The sequence below is a fragment of the Nonomuraea sp. NPDC049400 genome (assembly GCF_044466425.1).
Taxonomy (GTDB): domain Bacteria; phylum Actinomycetota; class Actinomycetes; order Streptosporangiales; family Streptosporangiaceae; genus Nonomuraea.
Window position 1 is genome coordinate 65,606 of record NZ_JBITMP010000015.1, and the last position, 17,167, is coordinate 82,772.

Genomic DNA, 17,167 nt, shown 5'->3' on the forward strand with positions numbered 1-17,167 from the left:
CAGCCTGCAGCCTGCTGCGGCGATGGTCGCCTTGCCACACGCCGGGAAGCAATGCGCCTTGTGCCGGCTGGATCGGGAGAGTCGCGGCCTCGCTAGTCCACGCTGTCGGTGATGGCCTTTCTCTCCTTGGCGATGATCGCTTCGACGTCGATGTCGTAGTTGCAGAGAACGATCGCGGTCCAGTCGATGTCGAGGTAGATGCTCCAGTTCGTGGACCCGCCGGAGATGCCGCCGCCATGGGAGATGTATCGCTGGTCGTTGTAGATGGAGGACGTGGGCCCGTACGCGTGGAACCCCTCTCCGCGGGCGGGGTCGGCCGGCCCCTCCCTCATCGGAGGGCCGGAGACCTTCGAGTTCACGTACAACTCCGTGTAGGCGCGATTGAGCAGCTTGTTGCCCTGTAGCGCCAGGGCGAAGCGGAGCAGGTCGGGGGCCGTGGAGAAGCCGTTGCCGCCGCCGGAGCCGATGAAGGCACGTGCCGAGTTGCTTCCCTTCACCATCCCGGTGCCGCCCTTGTCGAGGTGGCGGACTCCGTCGATCCGCGAGCCGTCCTCCTGGAGCATGTACGGGTGGGCGATGCGTTCGTCCGCCAACCACTGGGGTCTGGTGTAGTAGGCCGAGCGGGTCATGCCCGCAGGCAGGAAGATGTGCTTGCGCACGTACTCGTGGAACGGCATGCCGGAGACCTTCGCCACGATCTCACCAAGCACCTCGTACCCCATGCTTGCGTACTCCTTGCGGGTGCCGGGCACGAATCTCAGCTTCTGCTCCCGTGCCTGTTTCATGAGCTCGGCCGTCCGCTCCTCGACGCCGTTGTAGATCCTCGCCTCGTAGTCGCTGTTCCTGGGGTCGGCCATCCCGCCGGTGTGGGTCAACATCTGGTGCACGGTGACGGCCGCGATGTCCGCCGGGAAGCCGTCCAGATAGGTGCCCAGCTTCTCGTAGAACTTGATCTTCCCCTGTTGGGCGAGCTGAACGATCGCCAGGCCGGTGAACGGCTTGGAGGCTGAGGCCAGAGCGTAGATGGTGTTCTTCGTGTTGGGGATCTTCTTCTCTTTGTCGGCCATCCCGTAGGAACGCGACAACACGGGCCGGCCCCGATGGGCCAGCAGTACGGTTCCGGAGAACTCATCCCGGTCGGCCAGGGCCTTGATATGCCTGTCGAAGCTGCCGCCGGGCCGCAAATCCTCGGGCACTCTCCCGGAGCGGGACTGCCGGCTGGTGGCGCCGGCCGCCGCCGGAGACACCAGCACACCGCTCGCGGCGACCGGGACCGCGCACAGCAAGCCAAGCGCGGAACGCCGGGAATGTCGCGGCTCGGCTGACGATCCGTTGCCATTCATGCACTTCTTCCCTTTCGCCATGGGGCCAGAGCGGCTCCGGCCCTGGCGAAAGCTCAGGTAACCCGACAGGCTGTTTCGTGGCCGTTTCCATCCCGTGAGCCGTTTCAGTCCTCTGACCGATCTCCTTCCGGTCAGGGGCGGATGCCGCGATGCAGTGCCCGGGTCGGCGCGTCAGACTCCCTGTGTGCCTGCATGTGGTCGCGGGGAAATGAGATGCACAAGATCTCCGGCGCTGCCAGGCTACGCGGGTGGAACGTGAACGGATGTCCAGAATTGCCCATGCCGATCACCCGATCAAATCCCCACTCGGCGATGACTCGGTGCGCCGCCTGCTGGAACAAGGCCTGCCACGTGGTGACGAACGCGTGCTCGACCTCGGGTGCGCCGGCGGGGAATGGCTGCTGCGCGCGCTGGCCACGCATCCACGCCTGTACGCCGAGGGCGTCGACGTCTCGGCGGATGCACTTGCCCAGGCTCGTGAAGCCGCACGAGACAGCGGCGTCGACGACCGCCTCATCCTGCACCACCAGGACGCCGCGACGTTCGCTTCTTCGCGCCCCTTCGACCTGGTACTCAGCGTCGGGGCCACACATGCCTTCGGCGGGCTGCTGCCCACCCTCGCGGCAGCACGCAAGCACCTGGCACCGGGCGGACGCGTCCTGATCGGCGAGGGATTCTGGACCGGCGATCCCTCCGAGGAAGCCGTCGAGATGCTCGGGAACCTCACCGATCTGCCCGCCACCCTGGACCAGGTGGTCGCCGACGGATGGACACCCGTCCACGGGCACATCAGCACCCGCCAGGAACTGGACGACTACGAGTGGGCCTGCTGGGGGTCACTGGCCGCCTGGGCACTGGACCACCCGTCCGACCCGGACAGCGAGCAGGCACTCGCAGCCGCCACCACCAACCGTTCCGACTGGCTTCGCGTCTACCGGGACATCTGGGGCTTTCTCTGCCTGGTCCTCCGCGAGACCTCCGCCTGACCATGATTCGACACGGTGTCCTGGCCCAGGCGCGCGTACGCCGGCTCGGAGTCCTCCTCTGTCCTACCGCGCCCCGATGATGACGGTGCCGGGATCGGCACTCATGAGTGGTTGTTTTAGATGATCTCGAGGTTGGCCATCATCCCCATGTCCTCGTGCTCGGCGTTGTGGCAGTGGAAGAGGTAGCGGCCGCGGTAGCCGTCGAAGCGGGTGATGATCTCTACCGCTTCGCCCGGCCGCAGGGAGACGGTGTCCTTGAGTCCCGCGTCGTGCGGCAGCGGCGGCCTGCCGCCGCGCGAGAGCACCCGGAAGCCGACCAGGTGCAGATGGACGGGATGGTGGACGTCGGCGACCACTCGCCACACCTCGACGTCGCCGAGACGGGCGGCGACGTCGGAGCGGGCGGGGTCGAACGGCAGCCCGCCGATCAGCCATCCGTGCCCGCCGTGCATCTGCCCGGCGCGGAAGGCGAAGTCGCGCACCCTGACGGCGTCCGGCCGTCGCCAGGCCGGCAGATCGGTGGAGAGCGTGCGCGGAACACGGCTGTCGTCGGTGGCTCCGCGGGCGATGCGGAAGGCCATCACGTCGCGGGTACGGCCCGAGCCGAGCTGGTTGACCATCCTGACCAGGCTGCCGACGGGGACGCCGGAGAAGTCGACGACCACGTCGTAGCGTTCGGCCGGCGCGATCGGCAGCGACTGGTGGGTGACCGGGGTCGCCAGGAGTCCCTGGTCGGCGCCGATCTGGACGAGGCCGAGCCGGCGTCCGTCGTCGGTGACCGCTTCGAGCTCGTAGTGCCGGGCGTTGGAGGCGTTCAGGATGCGCAGCCGGTAGCGGGCCGCGTCGGCCTCGTGCACGGGCCACGGGGCGCCGTTGACCAGGATCACGTCGCCGAGGACTCCGGCGAAATACGGCTCGCGCACACCAGGCCGTACGCGCAGCGTGGGGTCGAGCGAGGGGTAGACAAGGGTGCCGTCGGCGGCGAACGCCCGGTCGGCGATCATGAGGGGCAGTTCGCGCGGGCCCGCGGGCAGGCCGAGCGCGTCCTCGGCGTCGTCGCGCACGATGTGCATCCCGGCCAGGCCACGCCAGATCGCGGGGGCGGTGAAGTCCATCCGGTGGTCGTGGTACCACAGCAGCGTCGGCCGCTGGTCCAGCGGGAAGGTGTAGGCCCGCGTCAGCTTGGTGACCAACGCGCGCGGATCGTGCATGCCCTGCATCCCATGCCCCGTGTGCATGGTGGCGTCGTGCCAGCCTTGGGGCAGGACGAGGTCGGTCGGGTACCCGTCGGAGGCCGCCGGTGTCCGTCCGCCGTGCAGGTGGACGACAGTCGGCACGGGCAGCTCGTTGCGGTGCGTCACGGTGACCGGCCGGCCGCGGCGCGACTCGATCGTCGGCCCGGGGAAGGCGCCCTCATACGTCCACAGCGGCGTCTTGACGCCGGGCAGGATCTCCGCACTCGCTTCGCGCTGGGTGATCTCGTAACGGTCGGCGCCCCCCGTCGTGCTGACCGGCTTCAGCACGGAGGGAATCGGCAGCGGCGCCTGGAACGGCGGCGGTAGCGGTACGGCGCTGCGCAGCTCGGCACCGGTGATCGACGGCCGGCGGGCCAGCGCGGCCGCGGTCGACAGCCCGGTGGCCGCCGTCAGCCCGAGCGCCCCGCCGATGCCCAGCACCCGCCGCCTGGTCATGCCACGCTCACGCATCGCGGGCCTCCCTTCGCAGGAGGGGCTGGCGCCAGACCGCGACGAACTGCACGACGAGCGCGGCGACCGTCATCACGCCCAGCGGGATGTGCAGCCACAACGCGCCCTCCAAACCGGCGAAGTACTGCACCGTCTCGGCCGCCACCACCGCCGTCGTGGCCAGGAACGGCCAGGCCTGACGCAGTCGGACCCAGACGACGATCGCCACGACAGCCTGCAGGTAACCGATGGAGGTGACCGCGTCGGCGCCGACCGCGTGCCAGCGCAGGCTGTCGTAGTCACCGGTCAGGTACACCCCGGCGAACACCGGCTGACCGACGATCGCCACCACGTGCGCGCTGACGACGGCCCGCAGGGTCCACCCCGTGGGTGTCGTCGGATGTGCGGCATTGGTGACCATGAAGGATCCTCCCGTTGCATTTCTCGATCCACCAATGCGCCCGACACTATGACTTGGAAGTTATCTTGTCGAAGATCAATATTGCTATGCTGTCATGTATCGGGAGGCATCATGGATCTGAACACGCTCCGGCAGTTCGTGGTGGTCGCGCGGCTGGAGCACCTCAGCCGCGCGGCTGAGGAGCTTCGCGTCGCCCAGCCGTCGCTGAGCCGTACCATCGCCCGGTTGGAGAGCGAGTTGGGCACGCCGCTGTTCGATCGGAGCGGCCGGCTGCGGCTGAACGACGCGGGCAAGCTCTTCCTCGGTTACGTCGAACGCTCCTTGGGGGAGCTCGACGCGGGACGCCGGGCCGTCGCCGAGGCCATCAGCGAAGGAGCAGGCACCGTACGGCTGGCGTCGGAAACCTTCCTCACCCTCACCGGGCCGCTGGCGGCCTACAAACGCGCTCATCCCGACATCGAGGTCGAACTCCGCTGGATGGCGGCCGAGGACATGGCCCGTCACCTGCGGGCTCAGGAGGTCGACCTGTGTGTCGCCTCCCAGCCCATTTCCGCGGAGGGCTTGACGGCGGTCCAGCTGCTCGATGACGCGGTAGGGGTGGCCACGCCGCTCGGCCATCCGCTGGCGGGCCGTACCTCCGTGAGCATCGACGAACTCGCCGGCCAGCCCTTCGTCAGCGCCCGCAAGGGGCACTGGCAACGCAGGTTGCTCGATCGGCTCTTCGCCGCACGCGGCCTCACACCGAAGATCGTCTGCGAGGTCGACGAGCCCAGCGCCATCGCCGACCTGATCAGCGCGGGGCTGGGCATCGGCCTCGTGCCCGCCTTCGCCCAGCGTAGCTCCATGCGGACCACCGCCGCCTGGATCGCCGTCGACAGCCCCGACTGCCGTCGCGCGGTCACCCTCTATTGGGGGGCCGACAGCCACCTGTCAACCGCCGCCCGGCTGATGCGCACCACGATCACCAGCTGGCCTTGGGCCACCGCCGAGCCAGAAGAGAAACGCGGAGGATGAGCCCATGGGGCGGGCTCCACGGACCAGACGTCGGCCATAGCGGGCGAGCAGTGCGCCGGTCCGACGAGACAACGCACCGAGCTGTCAGGCGGCCGTGCGAAATCGGATGGGCGGCCACCGATGAGTTCGACGGCCGGGCCAGGTCTACCCCTGCACACCGCAAGCTGCGCACATGATCAGTGAGGGACCATGAGCACAAACGCACTACCGCCCGTCGTGGACGCCGACACCTGGCAGCGTCAGCTCGAAGCACTGCGTGCCCGGGAGAAGGCCGCGACCCGGGAACTCGACGCCATCGCGGCCCAGCGCCGCCGCCTGCCGATGGTGAGGATGCCGGACTACACCCTTGAGGGCGAGGACGGACCGGTTCGGCTGGCGGACGTCTTCGAGGGCAGGAGGCAGCTGATCGTCTACAACCACATGTGGTTCCCGGGCAAGGATTGGCAGTGCCCGGGCTGTACGGGGTTCACCTCGCAGTTCACCCGGCTGGAGTTCCTGGACGACTACGATGCCCGGTTCGTCATCGTCACCCAGGGTCCGATCGACGAGGCACTCGCGTACAAGCGGCGGGTCGGGAACAAGATGGCCTGGTACTCCACCGCGAACAGCCCGTTCGGCGCCGACGTCGGCGCACCGCCCGGCGCAGGCTTCGCCGTCAACGTGTTCCTGCGCGATGGCGACACCGTGTATCGCACCTGGCACACCAACGGCCGGGGCACCGAGCAGCTCAGCCACACCTTCGCGCTGATCGACCTGCTGCCGTACGGGCGGCAGGAGGAGTGGCAAGACTCGCCCGACGGCTGGCCACAGTCGCCCACCTACAGCCGGTGGGCCACTGCCAAGGACATCGCCGGGCTCTACGGCCCGGCTACCGCCTAGGGCGTGACGCGCTCGCGGAGCGGGAGGCGTACACGGAAGGTGACGCCGGCGCCGGGGTGGGAGTGGGCCGACACCTCGCCGCTGTGCGCGGTCACCACGGCCTGGACGATGGACAGGCCGAGACCGGCGCCGCCGCGGCGGATGCCGTCCCCGTGCCGGTGGTCCGCCCGGTAGAAGCGCTGGAAGACCAGCGCGGCCTGCTCCTCGTCCAGCCCCGGCCCCTGATCGGCGACCTCCACCACCGCGTGGCCGTCCGCCGCACCGACGCGTACGGCCGCCGGGGTGCCCGCGGGGGTGTGGTGCAGCACGTTGGCCAGCAGGTTGCCCATCACCTGGCGGAGCCGGGCGGCGTCGCCCGTGACCCAGACCGGGCCATCGTGATCCAGCGACAGCGGCCGGTCGGGATCGACGGCCAGCGTGTCGGCCACCGCGTCAGCGGCCAGCTCGGTCAGCTCGACGGGCGCCTGGTCCAGCGGGCGGCCCTGGTCGAGGCGGGCCAGCAGGAGCAGCTCGTCCACCAGTGAGCCCATCCTGGCTGCCTCTGCCTCGATCCTTTCCATCGCCTTCTCCGAATCGTCCTCGCGTACGGCCGCGCCGCGCCGGAACAGCTCGGCGTAGCCGCGGATGGTGGCGATGGGGGTGCGCAGCTCGTGCGAGGCGTCGGCGACGAAGCGGCGCAACCGCTCCTCGGATGCCTGCCGCTCGCGGAAGGCGTCTTCGATCTGGCCGAGCATCGCATTCAGCGCGTCGCCGAGCCGTCCGACCTCGGTGCCGGGCGGTGCCGTCTCGATCCGCCGCCCGAAGTCACCGGCGCCGATCGCCGTCGCGGTCTCGACGATGCGGTCCAGCGGGCGCAGACCGCGCCGGATCAGGTGAGCGGCCAGCAGGGTCAGGCAGGCCAGCCCGAACCCGGACGTGCCGATCAGCACGTACGCCACCCGCTCGGACAGCTCGTCGCTGGCGGCCACGAGCTGCTCAGGGCCGCTCAGGGCGAGCAGGCGCGCGTTGCCGGGACCGCGCCAGTCCTGGATGGCGCCGAACGTGGCCCCGGCCGCCAGGCCCAGCGCCAGGGCGAGCAGGCCGACCACGGTGGCGACCAGGTGGGCGCGCAGCGACATCAGACCTCCCTGGGCAGGCGCAGGATGTACCCGACGCGGGGCACGGTGTGGATGAGGGGCGGGTCCACGGCGTCCACCTTGCGGCGCAGGTAGCTGATGTAGGTCTGGACCACGCCGTCGTTGCCGCCGAAGTCGTACTCCCAGACGTGGTCCAGGATCTGCCGCTTGGTCATCACCCGGCCGGCGTTGGCCACCAGGAAGCGCAGCAGCTTGAACTCGGTGGGGGTCAGGTCGAGCAGGGTGCCGTCCCGCCGCACCTCGTAGGCGTCCTCGTCGATGACGAGGTCCTGGAAGCTCAGCCGGCCGGTGTGCGGCTGGGCCCGCCTGGTGCGGCGCAGCACCGTCCGGATCCGGGCGATCAGCTCCTCCAGGCTGAACGGCTTGGTGACGTAGTCGTCGCCCCCCGCCGTCAAACCGCCGATCTTGTCCTCGGTCGCGTCCCGCGCGGTGAGGAACACGACGGGCACCTCCGCCCCGGCCGCCCGGATCCTGCGGCACACCTCGGTGCCGAGCACGTCCGGCAGCATCACGTCCAGCACGATGAGGTCCGGCCCGAAGGATGCGGTCATGGCGACCGCCGCCGCGCCGGTGGGGGCGATGGCGGTCTCGAATCCCTCGTACCTCAGGGCGGTCGCGACAAGGTCGGCGAGATAGGGTTCGTCGTCCACGACAAGGATGCGGCTCACAGGTCCAGTTTCGCCCGGCCGGAGAAGAGGATCCCGCCCAGCGCGGCGATTCACAGGAGCGTCTAAGAACGGCCGCACAGCGCCTGAAGATCATTTTGTTGCACTGGGCCGCATGGAGAGACTCTCGGCCTTTGTCCTGCGACGCAAGGGACTGGTCGCCTTGCTGGCCCTGCTGGCGTTCTTCGTCGGCATGGGCGCCACCCCCGTCGCCATCCAACGCCTGTCCGAGGAGTACGCCCACCCGGGCATGCCCGCCTTCGATGCCAACCAGGAGATCGCCAGGATCTACGGCAACGGCGGCTACCAGCGGCCGTTCGTGCCGGTCGTCGTGCTGCCCGAGGGGCAGCGCGCCGACGCGCGCGAGGAGGCGATCGGCCGGGCCTTCGCCGCGGTGGCCGCCAAGCTGCCCCAGGCCCGCGTCGTGTCCTACGCCGACACCCGCGACCCGCGACTGGTCGGCTCCGACGGGCGGACCACGTTCGGTCTGGTGTATCCCGGCGTCTACTCCGACGGCAGCCCGCCGGGCGGCGGGCTCGGTGAGACGCCCGACGAGAGCCCGGTCATCGTCGCGGCGATGACCCCGCACCTGCCGCCCGGCACCCAGGTGCACGTCACGGGGCTGGACACGCTCGCGCCCAGCGTGGACGCGGGCGGCGTGGACGTGCCCGCCAAGATCGGCATCGGCGTGCTCGCCGCGGTGGTCGTGCTGTTCCTGGTGTTCCGCTCGATGCTCGCGCTCGTCCCCATCCTCATCTCGGTCCTGTCGATCTTCGGGTCGTTCATCGTGATCCTGCTGCTCACGCTCGTGATGACGGTGCACGACGTGGCGCTGACCACCATGCCGCTGCTCGGCCTGGGCATCGCGGTCGATTACTCGCTGCTGCTGGTGGCTCGCTGGCGCGAGGAGCAGGCCAACGGCCATCGCGGCGACGAGGCGGTGCACCGCGCCATGGCGGGCGCCGGCCGTGCGGTGCTGTTCAGCGGCGTGGCCGTCGCCATCGGGCTGGTGACCATGGTGATGCTGCCGGTGCCGTTCCTGCGCAGCCTGGGCATCGCCGGCATGATCATCGCCGCGGCGAGCGTGGCCGCGACGCTGACCGTGCTGCCGGTTCTGCTCGCGCTCACCGGTCAGCGGCTGGATCGCCGGGCCGCGACAGGCCGGCGCTTCGCCCGCGAGGCGGACGCCGGGCGGGCGTGGTCGGCCTGGGCCCGCGGCGTCGTACGGCTGCGCCGGCCCGCAGCGCTGATCTCCGGCGGCCTGCTGCTGGCCCTGTCGCTGACCGGCCTCGGAGTCAACCTGGGCCTGCCCGAGAGCCGGAACCTCCTGACAACCGGGCCGGGGTACCAGGGCCTGACCGCGCTCACCCAGGCGGGCCTGCCCGCGGGATCGATCACCCCGATCGACACCCTGGTGACCGGCGACCCGGCCGCCGCCGTCGAGCGCATCAAGCGGGTCGAGGGCGTGTCCACCGTGCTCGCGCCACAGACTCCCGCCTGGCGCCGGGACGGGACCGCGGTCATCGCGGTACTGCCCGTGGCCGAGAACGGCACTCCGGCCGGCGAGGCGACCATCACCCGCGTCCGCACCGCCGCCCAGGACAGTGTGCGGGTCGGCGGGAACGCGGCACAGAGCATGGACTTCCAGAGCCACACCTACGGCGCGTTCCCCTGGATGCTGGGCCTGATCGCCCTGGTCACCTTCGTGATGCTGGCCCGCGCGTTCCGGTCGCTGCTGCTGCCGCTCAAGGCGATCGCGCTCAACCTGCTCTCCCTCGGTGCGGTGATCGGCGCCATGGTGCTGCTGTGGCAGTACGGCTGGAGCACCCGGGAGATCCTCGACATCCAGCCCACCGGCTCGATCGGCGAGTTCGTCCCGCTCACGATCTTCGCCTTCCTGTACGGGCTCAGCATGGACTATGAGGTGTTCATCCTGGCCCGGATGCGCGAGGAGTACGACAAGACCGGCGACACCCGCCAGGCAGTCGTGGAGGGCGTCGGCCGCACCGGACGACTGGTGACCTCGGCGGCGCTGATCCTGTTCACCTCGTTCGCGGCGTTGGCCATGACCCCGGAGCTCGACGTCAAGGTCTTCGCCAGCGGCCTGGCGCTCGGCATCCTGTTGGACGCCACCCTCATCCGCGGCATCCTGGTCCCCGCGGTCGTGGCCATGATGGGCCGGTGGAACTGGTGGCTGCCCGGCTGGGCAGCCCGCCTCCTGCGCGTCGCCCCCTCCCCGCTGCGTGAAGAGCGCCCCGAGCGGGTCCCTGCGCCTGTCGGCTGACATCCGCACTTGCCGGACTCAACCTGCACGTTGTGGGTGCCCGGCTCGACGTAGAACGTGCAGGTGCCGCCCCGGGCCGACCATACCGATGCGTGGCCGCCGGTGCCGGGCTTGTCTCGGCAGATCATCACGATCACGCCCAGCCAGATCATTTCACCGCAAGAGGCCCACCTGCTGGCGACCCGGCTGGTCGAGGCGGCGGGCAACCACACCGTCGCGTTCCCCGTCTACGAGCGCGAGCTACGTCCCTACATCACCGAGAACCAGTCCAAGGGCATGGACGCAGCAAAGATGTCCGGCGCCTGACCGGAGGAGCGTTCCGCTGCCATCGCCCATTCGGTGTCGTGTCAGCGGCGGCGTCAGGACGGCAACGGCCCGGTATCAGAGCGGTCGGCGATGGTAATGCCATCGAATTTCGTAACAGATTTGAAGGAGCTCATAATCATGTCCGTCACCCTTACCGATCAGGACAAGCTCACCCTGCGGATCGCCGCGTGGGGCGCGGTCTCGCTGATGTCCGCCGCTGGTGCCGCCGGCTCGGCCCACAAGGCCGGCGCCGAGGGCTCCATCGCCCTGACCTCCGCGACCGGTCTGGTCGGTCATGTGCTCGCCAAGGCGCCCAAGGGCGTGAAGTACGGCAAGACCGTCGCCGCACTCGCCGACCAGGTGCTGCCGGCCCTGACGGAGGCCATGAGCCTGCTCGAGCAGCAGGATCCGGCAGAGGCCGACAACTTCCGCCGCACCGTCGTCGTCGCCGTCGAAGCAGCCACCCGGAGCCAGGAGGGCCAGCCCAGCCCCACCATGGCCGAGATGGCCCGCAAGATCACCACTGCCCTCGACGCCGCCGGGGTGGCCACTGCGGGCAGCGGGGCTGCGTCGGCGGCCGCTGCCGGGCAGGATCGCCCGGAGCTGCAGAAGGTCATCCAGGAGATCGTCGACTCCGGTTTCGTCGGGGTGCAGCTGCGCGTGCACGATGAGCGGGGCGAATGGGTCGGCAGCGCCGGGGCGGCCGAGCTGGGCGAGAGCGCCAAGCCGCCGACGAACGGGCATGTCCGGATCGGCAGCAACACCAAGACCTTCATCGCGACCCTGGTCCTGCAACTGGTGGCCGAGGGCAGGATCGGGCTGGACACCCCGGCGGATGACTACCTGCCCGAGTTCGGGCTGGACCGGCGGATCACGGTGCGGATGCTGCTGCAGCACACCAGCGGGGTGTTCAACTTCACCGGCGATTACGACCCCGACGGGACGTACGTACCGGGGATCCCCGCCACCACCTCGGGCCAGGAGTGGGTGGACAACCGGTTCCACACCTACCGGCCCGAGGAGCTGGTACGGCTGGCGCTGTCCAAGCCGGCGCGGTTCGAGCCGGGCACGGACTGGAGCTACTCCAACACCAACTACGTGCTGGCCAGGCTGCTGATCGAGAAGGTCACCGGCCGCACCTACGCCGAGGAGATGCAGCGCCTGATCCTGGGGCCGCTCGACCTGTCGGGCACCGTGGCGCCGACCACCCAGACGGAGATCCCCGAGCCGCACGCCCACGCCTACTACCGCGACGAGGACGCCGGTCAGCCCAAGACGGTCGACGTCACCCGCCACAACCCCTCCTGGATCTCCAGCGGCGGCGACATGATCTCCACCGCCCAGGACCTCCACACGTTCATCTCCGCGCTGGTGGGCGGCAAGCTCCTGCCGGCCCCGCTGCTGGCCGAGATGTGCACGCCGCATCCCAAGGCGGGCTACGGCCTGGGGGTGTTCGTGCAGGACACGGAGTGCGGCGGCACCGTCATCACCCACAACGGCGGCATCGCCGGCCACGCCGCGCTGATGTACAGCACGCCCGACGGCAGCAAGACCCTGACCGCCGCGCTGAACTATGTGGACGACGCCGCACTGTCCATGGCGGCGGCGTTCCAGAAGGCGACGCAGACGCTCGTCAACGAGGTGTTCTGCGGCGGGCAGGCCGAGCCGGCTGACGCGGCCGAGCCCGCTCAGTAGACGGAGCCGAGCCCGCATTGCTCGGCGAGCTGTTCACCTGAGCGCTACACCAGAGACGAGGAACCATGAAAAACCAGGCCCCACCAGCGGTTACGACGACCAGGGTCTTCCGGCGCGTGGCGGTCACGGCGCTGGCGGCCGCGCTGCTGGCCGGGACGGCCACCCCCGCGATGGCCACCGCGGACCGCAGCGCGACCGTGGCGAAGGCCGTTGCCGGGCAGGACCGCCCGGAGCTGCAGCAGGCCATGCAGGCGTTCGTCGATGCCGGTTTCACCGGGGTTCAGCTGCGCGTGCACGATGAGCAGGGCGAGTGGGCCGGCAGCGCGGGGGTGCGCAAGCTGGGCCAGAGCGTCAAGCCGCCGACGAACGGGCGGTTCTGGGCGGGCAGCAACATCAAGACCTTCACCGCGACCCTGGTCCTGCAACTGGTGGCCGAGGGCATGATCGGACTGGACGCTCCGGTGGCCGATCACCTGCCCGAGTTCGGCTTGGACCGGCGGATCACCGTGCGGATGCTGCTCCAGCACACCAGCGGCTTGTTCAACTACACCGGCGACTTCGACCCCGACGGGAAGTGGGTGCCGGGCATCCCCGCGACGGGCAAGGATTGGCTGGACAACCGGTTCCGCAGCTACCAGCCCGAAGAGCTGATCCGGCTGGCGTTGTCCAAGTCGGCGCGGTTCGAGCCGGGCACGAACCAGCTCTACTCCAACACCAACTACACGCTGGCCCTCCTGCTGATCGAGAAGGTCACGGGCCGCTCCTACGCCGAGGAGCTGCGGCGGCGCATCCTGCGGCCGCTGGGGCTGAAGGGCACTTCGGTGCCGGGCGACCGGACGCAGCTCCCCGGGCCGCACGCCCACGGCTACTACCGGTATGAGGACGCCGCCGGCCAGACCAAGGTGGTCGACGTCAGCCGCCAGAACCTCTCCCTGCTGGCCGGCGCCGGTGACCTGATCACGACCACCCAGGACCTGCACACGTTCATCTCCGCGCTGAACGGCGGCAAGCTCCTGCCGGCCACGCTGCTGGCCGAGATGCGCGAGCCGCACCCGAAGATGGGCTACGGCCTTGGGCTGTTCGTGGAGGACCTGGGCCCGGGCTGCGGCACCGTCCTCCGCCACAACGGCAGCCCCCCGCACGGCTACGGGGCGCTGATGTACAGCTCGCCCGACGGCAGGACGACCGTGACCGGCTCGGTGACCTGGGTGGACGAGGCCACCAGAGGGCCGGCGGCCAATTGGCAGAAGCTGGTGGACAGCCTCGTCAAGGAGGTGGTCTGCGACGGGCGGGCCGCGGGCTGACGAGGCCAAGCCGACGCGGTCCACACATGGAGTGTCCTGGGGTCCTGTCCGGACTCCGGGACGCGGCGGCGTGCCGGGACAGCTGATCACCGCCGATGAGGACGTCGAGCTGCTCATCGCGCCCGTGGCCGAACAGCGCTACATCGGTCTCCGGACCGGCCGTGCAGGTCTTCACCACGGACGCCGGCCCGGAGGAGGCCCAGCCCTCATCTGCATTCGGTATGTATGATCACAGGCGAAGTGGAGGGGAGTACTCCTTCGCGGCCGCGTCGTCATCACGGACCCGCCTCGGGGCCCGGTGCGGTCGGTCCGCGACGCCGCGGGCGGAGAAGACCTCCGACAGAGACGTGTCAACGCCAAGTCGGAGGAGCACTCATGCCCCCACCTATGCCCGTGCCCGCCTGGCTGTGGGCGGCCACCATCGCCGCCCTGCTCGGGCTCATTCTCCTCGACCTGATCATCGTCAACAGGAGACCCCACAAGGTCACGATCGCCGAGTCGACCCGGTGGATCGCCTTCTACATCGGCTGTGCCGTCGCTTTCGGCGCAGGCGTGTGGATCTTCGGCGGCGATGACCACGCGGCCTCCTACATCACCGGCTACATCACCGAGTACACGCTGAGCGTCGACAACCTGTTCATCTTCATGCTCATCATGGCGAACTTCGCCGTGCCCGCGATCCACCAGCACCGCGTGCTGCTCATCGGGATCATGATGGCGCTGGTCATGCGCGGGATCTTCATCGGCGTGGGCGCGCAGGCCGTACAGCGCTTCAGTTGGGTGTTCTGGCTCTTCGGCGGCATCCTCATCTACACCGCGTGGAAATTCGCCTTCAACAACAACGACGACGAGGAGTACGACCCCAACGGCGGCGTCGTACGGTTGGTGCGCAGGCTGTTCCCGGTCACCGACACCTACCACGGCTCACGGCTGACCATCAAACAGGACGGCCGCCGCCTGCTGACCCCGATGTTCATCGTCATCATCGCCATCGGCGGCGCGGATCTGGTCTTCGCGGTCGACTCGATCCCCGCCATCTTCGGCATCACCCAGGACGCCTACCTGGTCTTCACGGCCAACGCGTTCGCGCTGATGGGGCTGAGACAGCTGTACTTCCTGCTCGGCGGACTGGTGGAGAAGCTCGTCTACCTCACCTACGGCCTGGCGGTCATCCTGGGCTTCATCGGCGTGAAACTCGTCCTGCACGCCCTGCACGAGAACGAACTGCCGTTCATCAACGGCGGCGAACACGTCACCTGGGCACCAGAGATCAACAACTGGACCTCGCTGGCCGTCATCGTCACCGTACTCACCGTCACAACGGTTGTCAGCATGATCAAGTCCAGGCGCGACACACGCCAGGCCGCCGAGCAGTCCATGTCCGAACCGTCCGTGTCCGAGCCCGCCGACCAGGCGCGCCACTGACCAGCGGGCAGGCTCGCCGACCGGCGGCGAGCCTGCCTCGAATACAGTGTGCGGAAGTTTGCCTGTGGCCAGGTGCTCTCGTAGGCGACCGAGCAGCGTAGGGCCATGGAGCGTATTACTGCTGAGCTGTTCGGGGCTGGGCGGCGGCCATGACGCCGTGCACGGCCTGGGTGATGCGGTCGGCGGCCTGGTCGGGATCGGGCCGACCGGCGTCCAGCCAGGCGATGACGGCCTCAATGGTGAAGGCGGGAATCAGGTTCGCGGCCCAGTCCAGCCACGGACCCGTGGGAATCCTCCTGGCCAGGTTGAGGTGAGCGACCTCGCGGGACGCAGCGGTGATGGAGTCGATCAGCTCGCGGAAGTCAGGCTCGCGGGCCGCGTAGTGAAACAGCAGGCGAAAGCCGTCCGGGTCGGCCGTCGCGGCGCGTAGGAGCGCCGGGATGGTGTTCTCGTCGAAGTCGTCGGTGCCGGTGGCCTCGGCCAGCCGCGCGCACGCCCGGTCGAGCACCGCCCGGTAGAGGTCGGCCTTGGACTCGAAGTGCCGGTACAGCATGGCCCGGGTCAGGCCTGCTTCGGCGGCGACGTCGTCCAGGCCGGTGGCGGCATAGCCGGCGCGGGCGAAGGCGCGGGTGGCCGCGTCGAGGATCTGCTCCCGGCGCTCGGCGCGGCGTAGCCGCCGCACCGGCGCCTGCTGAGGCGCAGCGGTCTCCGGCGGGGCGCTGTCCGGGTCCGGGTTGCTCATCCGCACTCCTCCACTTGTAGAACTCGAAGTATACAAGTAGCTTTATTTACGTTCGAGTGTACAAACCCTCGTCTACTCCTACTGGTGGAGGAGCTATGTCCGATCCCATTCGGCTGCCGTTCGAGCAGGCCAGCCCGATGCGTACCGCACCGCTGCTGCGCGCGCTGCAGGCCCGAGGACCGATCCACGCCATCCGCACCGCGGTCGGAGATCCGGCCTGGCTGGTGACCGGATACGAGGAGGTGCGCCGCCTGCTGGATGACGACCGGCTCGGCCGCGCCCACCGCGAGCCGGAGCGTGCCTCCCGCACCGGCGAGTCGGCGCTGTTCGGCGGCCCGCTCGGCGACTTCGACACCGAACAGACCGACCACCGGCGGATGCGCTCGCTGCTGCAGCCACACTTCTCGCCCAAGCGGATGCGGGCGCTACGCGGCCGCATCGAAACCCTCACCACGAACCTGCTCGATGAGCTGGCCGGCGCCGGACCGCCCGCCGACCTGCACGCCGCGCTGGCGCTGCCGCTGCCGATCGCGGTCATCTGCGAGCTGCTCGGCGTCCCGTACGAAGACCGCACACAGTTCCGCGCCTGGACCCAGGCCGCCGCCGACATCACCGACCGCGCCCGCTCCGAGCAGGGCCTGGCCGAGCTGTTCACCTACGGCCAGAGGCTCGTGGCCCGCAAACGCGCCGATGGCGAAGCTGACACCGACGTGATCTCCCGCCTGGCCGCCACCGACGGGGTCAGCGACGACGATGCCGCCGCGATGGGCATGACTCTGCTTTTCGCCGGGCACGAAACCACGGTCATGGCGATCGGCATGGGCGCGCTGTGGATGCTGGCCACGCCCGGCCAGTGGCAGGCCCTCGCGGACGATCCGTCCCGGATCGACGCTGCGGTGGAGGAGATCCTGCGCGCCCCCGGCCTGGGCGGGGGCGGCATCCCCCGCTATGCCCGCACCGATCTGGAGCTCGCCGGCGTTCACGTGCGGGCCGGGGACCTGGTGCTGCTGGACACCGGCGCGGCCAACCATGATCCGGCCGTGTATACCGAGCCTGACCGCTTCGATCTCAATCGGCCTGCCATGCCGCATCTGACCTTCGGCCACGGCGCGCGGTACTGCATCGGCGCGCCGCTGGCCCGCATCGAGTTGCAGACGGTCTTCTCCCAGCTCGCCGCCCGCTTCCCCACCCTGAAGCTGGGCTGCGCGGTGGAGGAGCTGACCTTCAACCCCAACGTGCTGACCGGCGGCCTCACCTCGCTGCCCGTCACCTGGTGACCGAC

Annotated in this window: 15 protein-coding genes; 9 read left to right on the plus strand and 6 right to left on the minus strand. The window is 69.6% G+C overall.

All coding sequences use genetic code 11. From position 1 onward, the window contains the following. Nucleotides 1-92: 92 nt before the first annotated feature. Nucleotides 93-1,343: a serine hydrolase domain-containing protein gene (locus ACIBVN_RS24515; RefSeq protein ID WP_397139983.1), complete on the minus strand. Its 1,251-nt coding sequence runs from the start codon at nt 1,341-1,343 to the stop codon at nt 93-95. 263 nt (nt 1,344-1,606) lie between these two features. On the opposite strand from ACIBVN_RS24515, the gene ACIBVN_RS24520 reads away from it, so the two are divergent. After that, a complete protein-coding gene (locus tag ACIBVN_RS24520; protein WP_397139985.1) occupies nt 1,607-2,329 on the plus strand; it encodes an SAM-dependent methyltransferase in 723 nt (240 codons plus the stop codon). Between the two features lie 116 nt (nt 2,330-2,445). Here ACIBVN_RS24520 and ACIBVN_RS24525 read toward each other — a convergent pair whose 3' ends face one another. Both ACIBVN_RS24525 and ACIBVN_RS24530 read right to left on the minus strand, forming a co-directional pair. Then, nucleotides 2,446-4,035, minus strand: a complete 1,590-nt coding sequence (locus tag ACIBVN_RS24525) for a multicopper oxidase family protein (protein WP_397139987.1) — start codon at nt 4,033-4,035, stop codon at nt 2,446-2,448. Further along, nucleotides 4,028-4,435, minus strand: coding sequence for a hypothetical protein (locus ACIBVN_RS24530; protein ID WP_397139989.1), 408 nt, complete (start codon nt 4,433-4,435; stop codon nt 4,028-4,030). The genes ACIBVN_RS24525 and ACIBVN_RS24530 overlap by 8 nt, the downstream gene beginning before the upstream one ends. 111 nt (nt 4,436-4,546) lie before the next feature. Between ACIBVN_RS24530 and ACIBVN_RS24535 the strand changes: the two genes are divergently transcribed. Then, the gene (locus ACIBVN_RS24535) at nt 4,547-5,449 is read left to right on the plus strand and encodes a LysR family transcriptional regulator (protein ID WP_397139991.1); all 903 of its coding nucleotides are present in this window, start codon (nt 4,547-4,549) and stop codon (nt 5,447-5,449) included. A 189-nt stretch (nt 5,450-5,638) separates the two neighbouring features. Further along, complete coding sequence (locus ACIBVN_RS24540; RefSeq protein WP_397139993.1) at nt 5,639-6,328, plus strand: DUF899 domain-containing protein; 690 nt, start codon at nt 5,639-5,641, stop codon at nt 6,326-6,328. Here the strand turns inward: ACIBVN_RS24540 and ACIBVN_RS24545 are convergent. Together ACIBVN_RS24545 and ACIBVN_RS24550 are read right to left on the minus strand one after the other, a co-directional pair. After that, nucleotides 6,325-7,446, minus strand: a complete 1,122-nt coding sequence (locus ACIBVN_RS24545) for a sensor histidine kinase (protein WP_397139995.1) — start codon at nt 7,444-7,446, stop codon at nt 6,325-6,327. The two genes, ACIBVN_RS24540 and ACIBVN_RS24545, sit on opposite strands and share 4 nt — an antisense overlap. After that, complete coding sequence (locus ACIBVN_RS24550) at nt 7,446-8,132, minus strand: response regulator transcription factor (protein ID WP_397139997.1); 687 nt, start codon at nt 8,130-8,132, stop codon at nt 7,446-7,448. The genes ACIBVN_RS24545 and ACIBVN_RS24550 overlap by 1 nt, the downstream gene beginning before the upstream one ends. A 112-nt stretch (nt 8,133-8,244) precedes the next feature. On the opposite strand from ACIBVN_RS24550, the gene ACIBVN_RS24555 reads away from it, so the two are divergent. From ACIBVN_RS24555 to ACIBVN_RS24575, 5 genes are all read left to right on the plus strand, one after another. Continuing rightward, entirely contained in the window at nt 8,245-10,413 is a 2,169-nt protein-coding gene (locus tag ACIBVN_RS24555) for an MMPL family transporter (protein WP_397139999.1), read from the plus strand. Between the two features lie 111 nt (nt 10,414-10,524). Continuing rightward, entirely contained in the window at nt 10,525-10,719 is a 195-nt protein-coding gene (locus tag ACIBVN_RS24560) for a hypothetical protein (RefSeq protein ID WP_397140001.1), read from the plus strand. A 138-nt stretch (nt 10,720-10,857) separates the two neighbouring features. Then, a complete protein-coding gene (locus ACIBVN_RS24565; protein ID WP_397140003.1) occupies nt 10,858-12,414 on the plus strand; it encodes a serine hydrolase domain-containing protein in 1,557 nt (518 codons plus the stop codon). 65 nt (nt 12,415-12,479) lie between these two features. Then, on the plus strand, nt 12,480-13,718 hold the full coding sequence (locus ACIBVN_RS24570) for a serine hydrolase domain-containing protein (RefSeq protein WP_397140005.1): 1,239 nt from the start codon (nt 12,480-12,482) through the stop codon (nt 13,716-13,718). 375 nt (nt 13,719-14,093) lie between these two features. Next, entirely contained in the window at nt 14,094-15,143 is a 1,050-nt protein-coding gene (locus ACIBVN_RS24575) for a TerC family protein (protein WP_397140007.1), read from the plus strand. A 115-nt stretch (nt 15,144-15,258) separates the two neighbouring features. Here ACIBVN_RS24575 and ACIBVN_RS24580 read toward each other — a convergent pair whose 3' ends face one another. Beyond that, entirely contained in the window at nt 15,259-15,885 is a 627-nt protein-coding gene (locus tag ACIBVN_RS24580; RefSeq protein ID WP_397140009.1) for a TetR/AcrR family transcriptional regulator, read from the minus strand. 95 nt (nt 15,886-15,980) lie between these two features. Here ACIBVN_RS24580 and ACIBVN_RS24585 point away from each other — a divergent pair, with 95 nt between their 5' ends. Further along, nucleotides 15,981-17,162 carry a cytochrome P450 gene (locus ACIBVN_RS24585; protein WP_397140011.1) on the plus strand — a complete coding sequence of 394 codons (1,182 nt, stop codon included), beginning with the start codon at nt 15,981-15,983 and terminating at the stop codon, nt 17,160-17,162. Nucleotides 17,163-17,167 lie beyond the last annotated feature (5 nt).

What these genes read in the sequence shown, in the direction of transcription:
- ACIBVN_RS24515 (WP_397139983.1), bottom strand. Translation starts at nt 1,343, where the DNA reads ATGAATGGCAACGGATCGTCAGCCGAGCCGCGACATTCCCGGCGTTCC.
- ACIBVN_RS24520 (WP_397139985.1), top strand. Translation starts at nt 1,607, where the DNA reads ATGTCCAGAATTGCCCATGCCGATCACCCGATCAAATCCCCACTCGGC.
- ACIBVN_RS24525 (WP_397139987.1), bottom strand. Translation starts at nt 4,035, where the DNA reads ATGCGTGAGCGTGGCATGACCAGGCGGCGGGTGCTGGGCATCGGCGGG.
- ACIBVN_RS24530 (WP_397139989.1), bottom strand. Translation starts at nt 4,435, where the DNA reads ATGGTCACCAATGCCGCACATCCGACGACACCCACGGGGTGGACCCTG.
- ACIBVN_RS24535 (WP_397139991.1), top strand. Translation starts at nt 4,547, where the DNA reads ATGGATCTGAACACGCTCCGGCAGTTCGTGGTGGTCGCGCGGCTGGAG.
- ACIBVN_RS24540 (WP_397139993.1), top strand. Translation starts at nt 5,639, where the DNA reads ATGAGCACAAACGCACTACCGCCCGTCGTGGACGCCGACACCTGGCAG.
- ACIBVN_RS24545 (WP_397139995.1), bottom strand. Translation starts at nt 7,446, where the DNA reads ATGTCGCTGCGCGCCCACCTGGTCGCCACCGTGGTCGGCCTGCTCGCC.
- ACIBVN_RS24555 (WP_397139999.1), top strand. Translation starts at nt 8,245, where the DNA reads ATGGAGAGACTCTCGGCCTTTGTCCTGCGACGCAAGGGACTGGTCGCC.
- ACIBVN_RS24565 (WP_397140003.1), top strand. Translation starts at nt 10,858, where the DNA reads ATGTCCGTCACCCTTACCGATCAGGACAAGCTCACCCTGCGGATCGCC.
- ACIBVN_RS24570 (WP_397140005.1), top strand. Translation starts at nt 12,480, where the DNA reads ATGAAAAACCAGGCCCCACCAGCGGTTACGACGACCAGGGTCTTCCGG.
- ACIBVN_RS24575 (WP_397140007.1), top strand. Translation starts at nt 14,094, where the DNA reads ATGCCCCCACCTATGCCCGTGCCCGCCTGGCTGTGGGCGGCCACCATC.
- ACIBVN_RS24580 (WP_397140009.1), bottom strand. Translation starts at nt 15,885, where the DNA reads ATGAGCAACCCGGACCCGGACAGCGCCCCGCCGGAGACCGCTGCGCCT.
- ACIBVN_RS24585 (WP_397140011.1), top strand. Translation starts at nt 15,981, where the DNA reads ATGTCCGATCCCATTCGGCTGCCGTTCGAGCAGGCCAGCCCGATGCGT.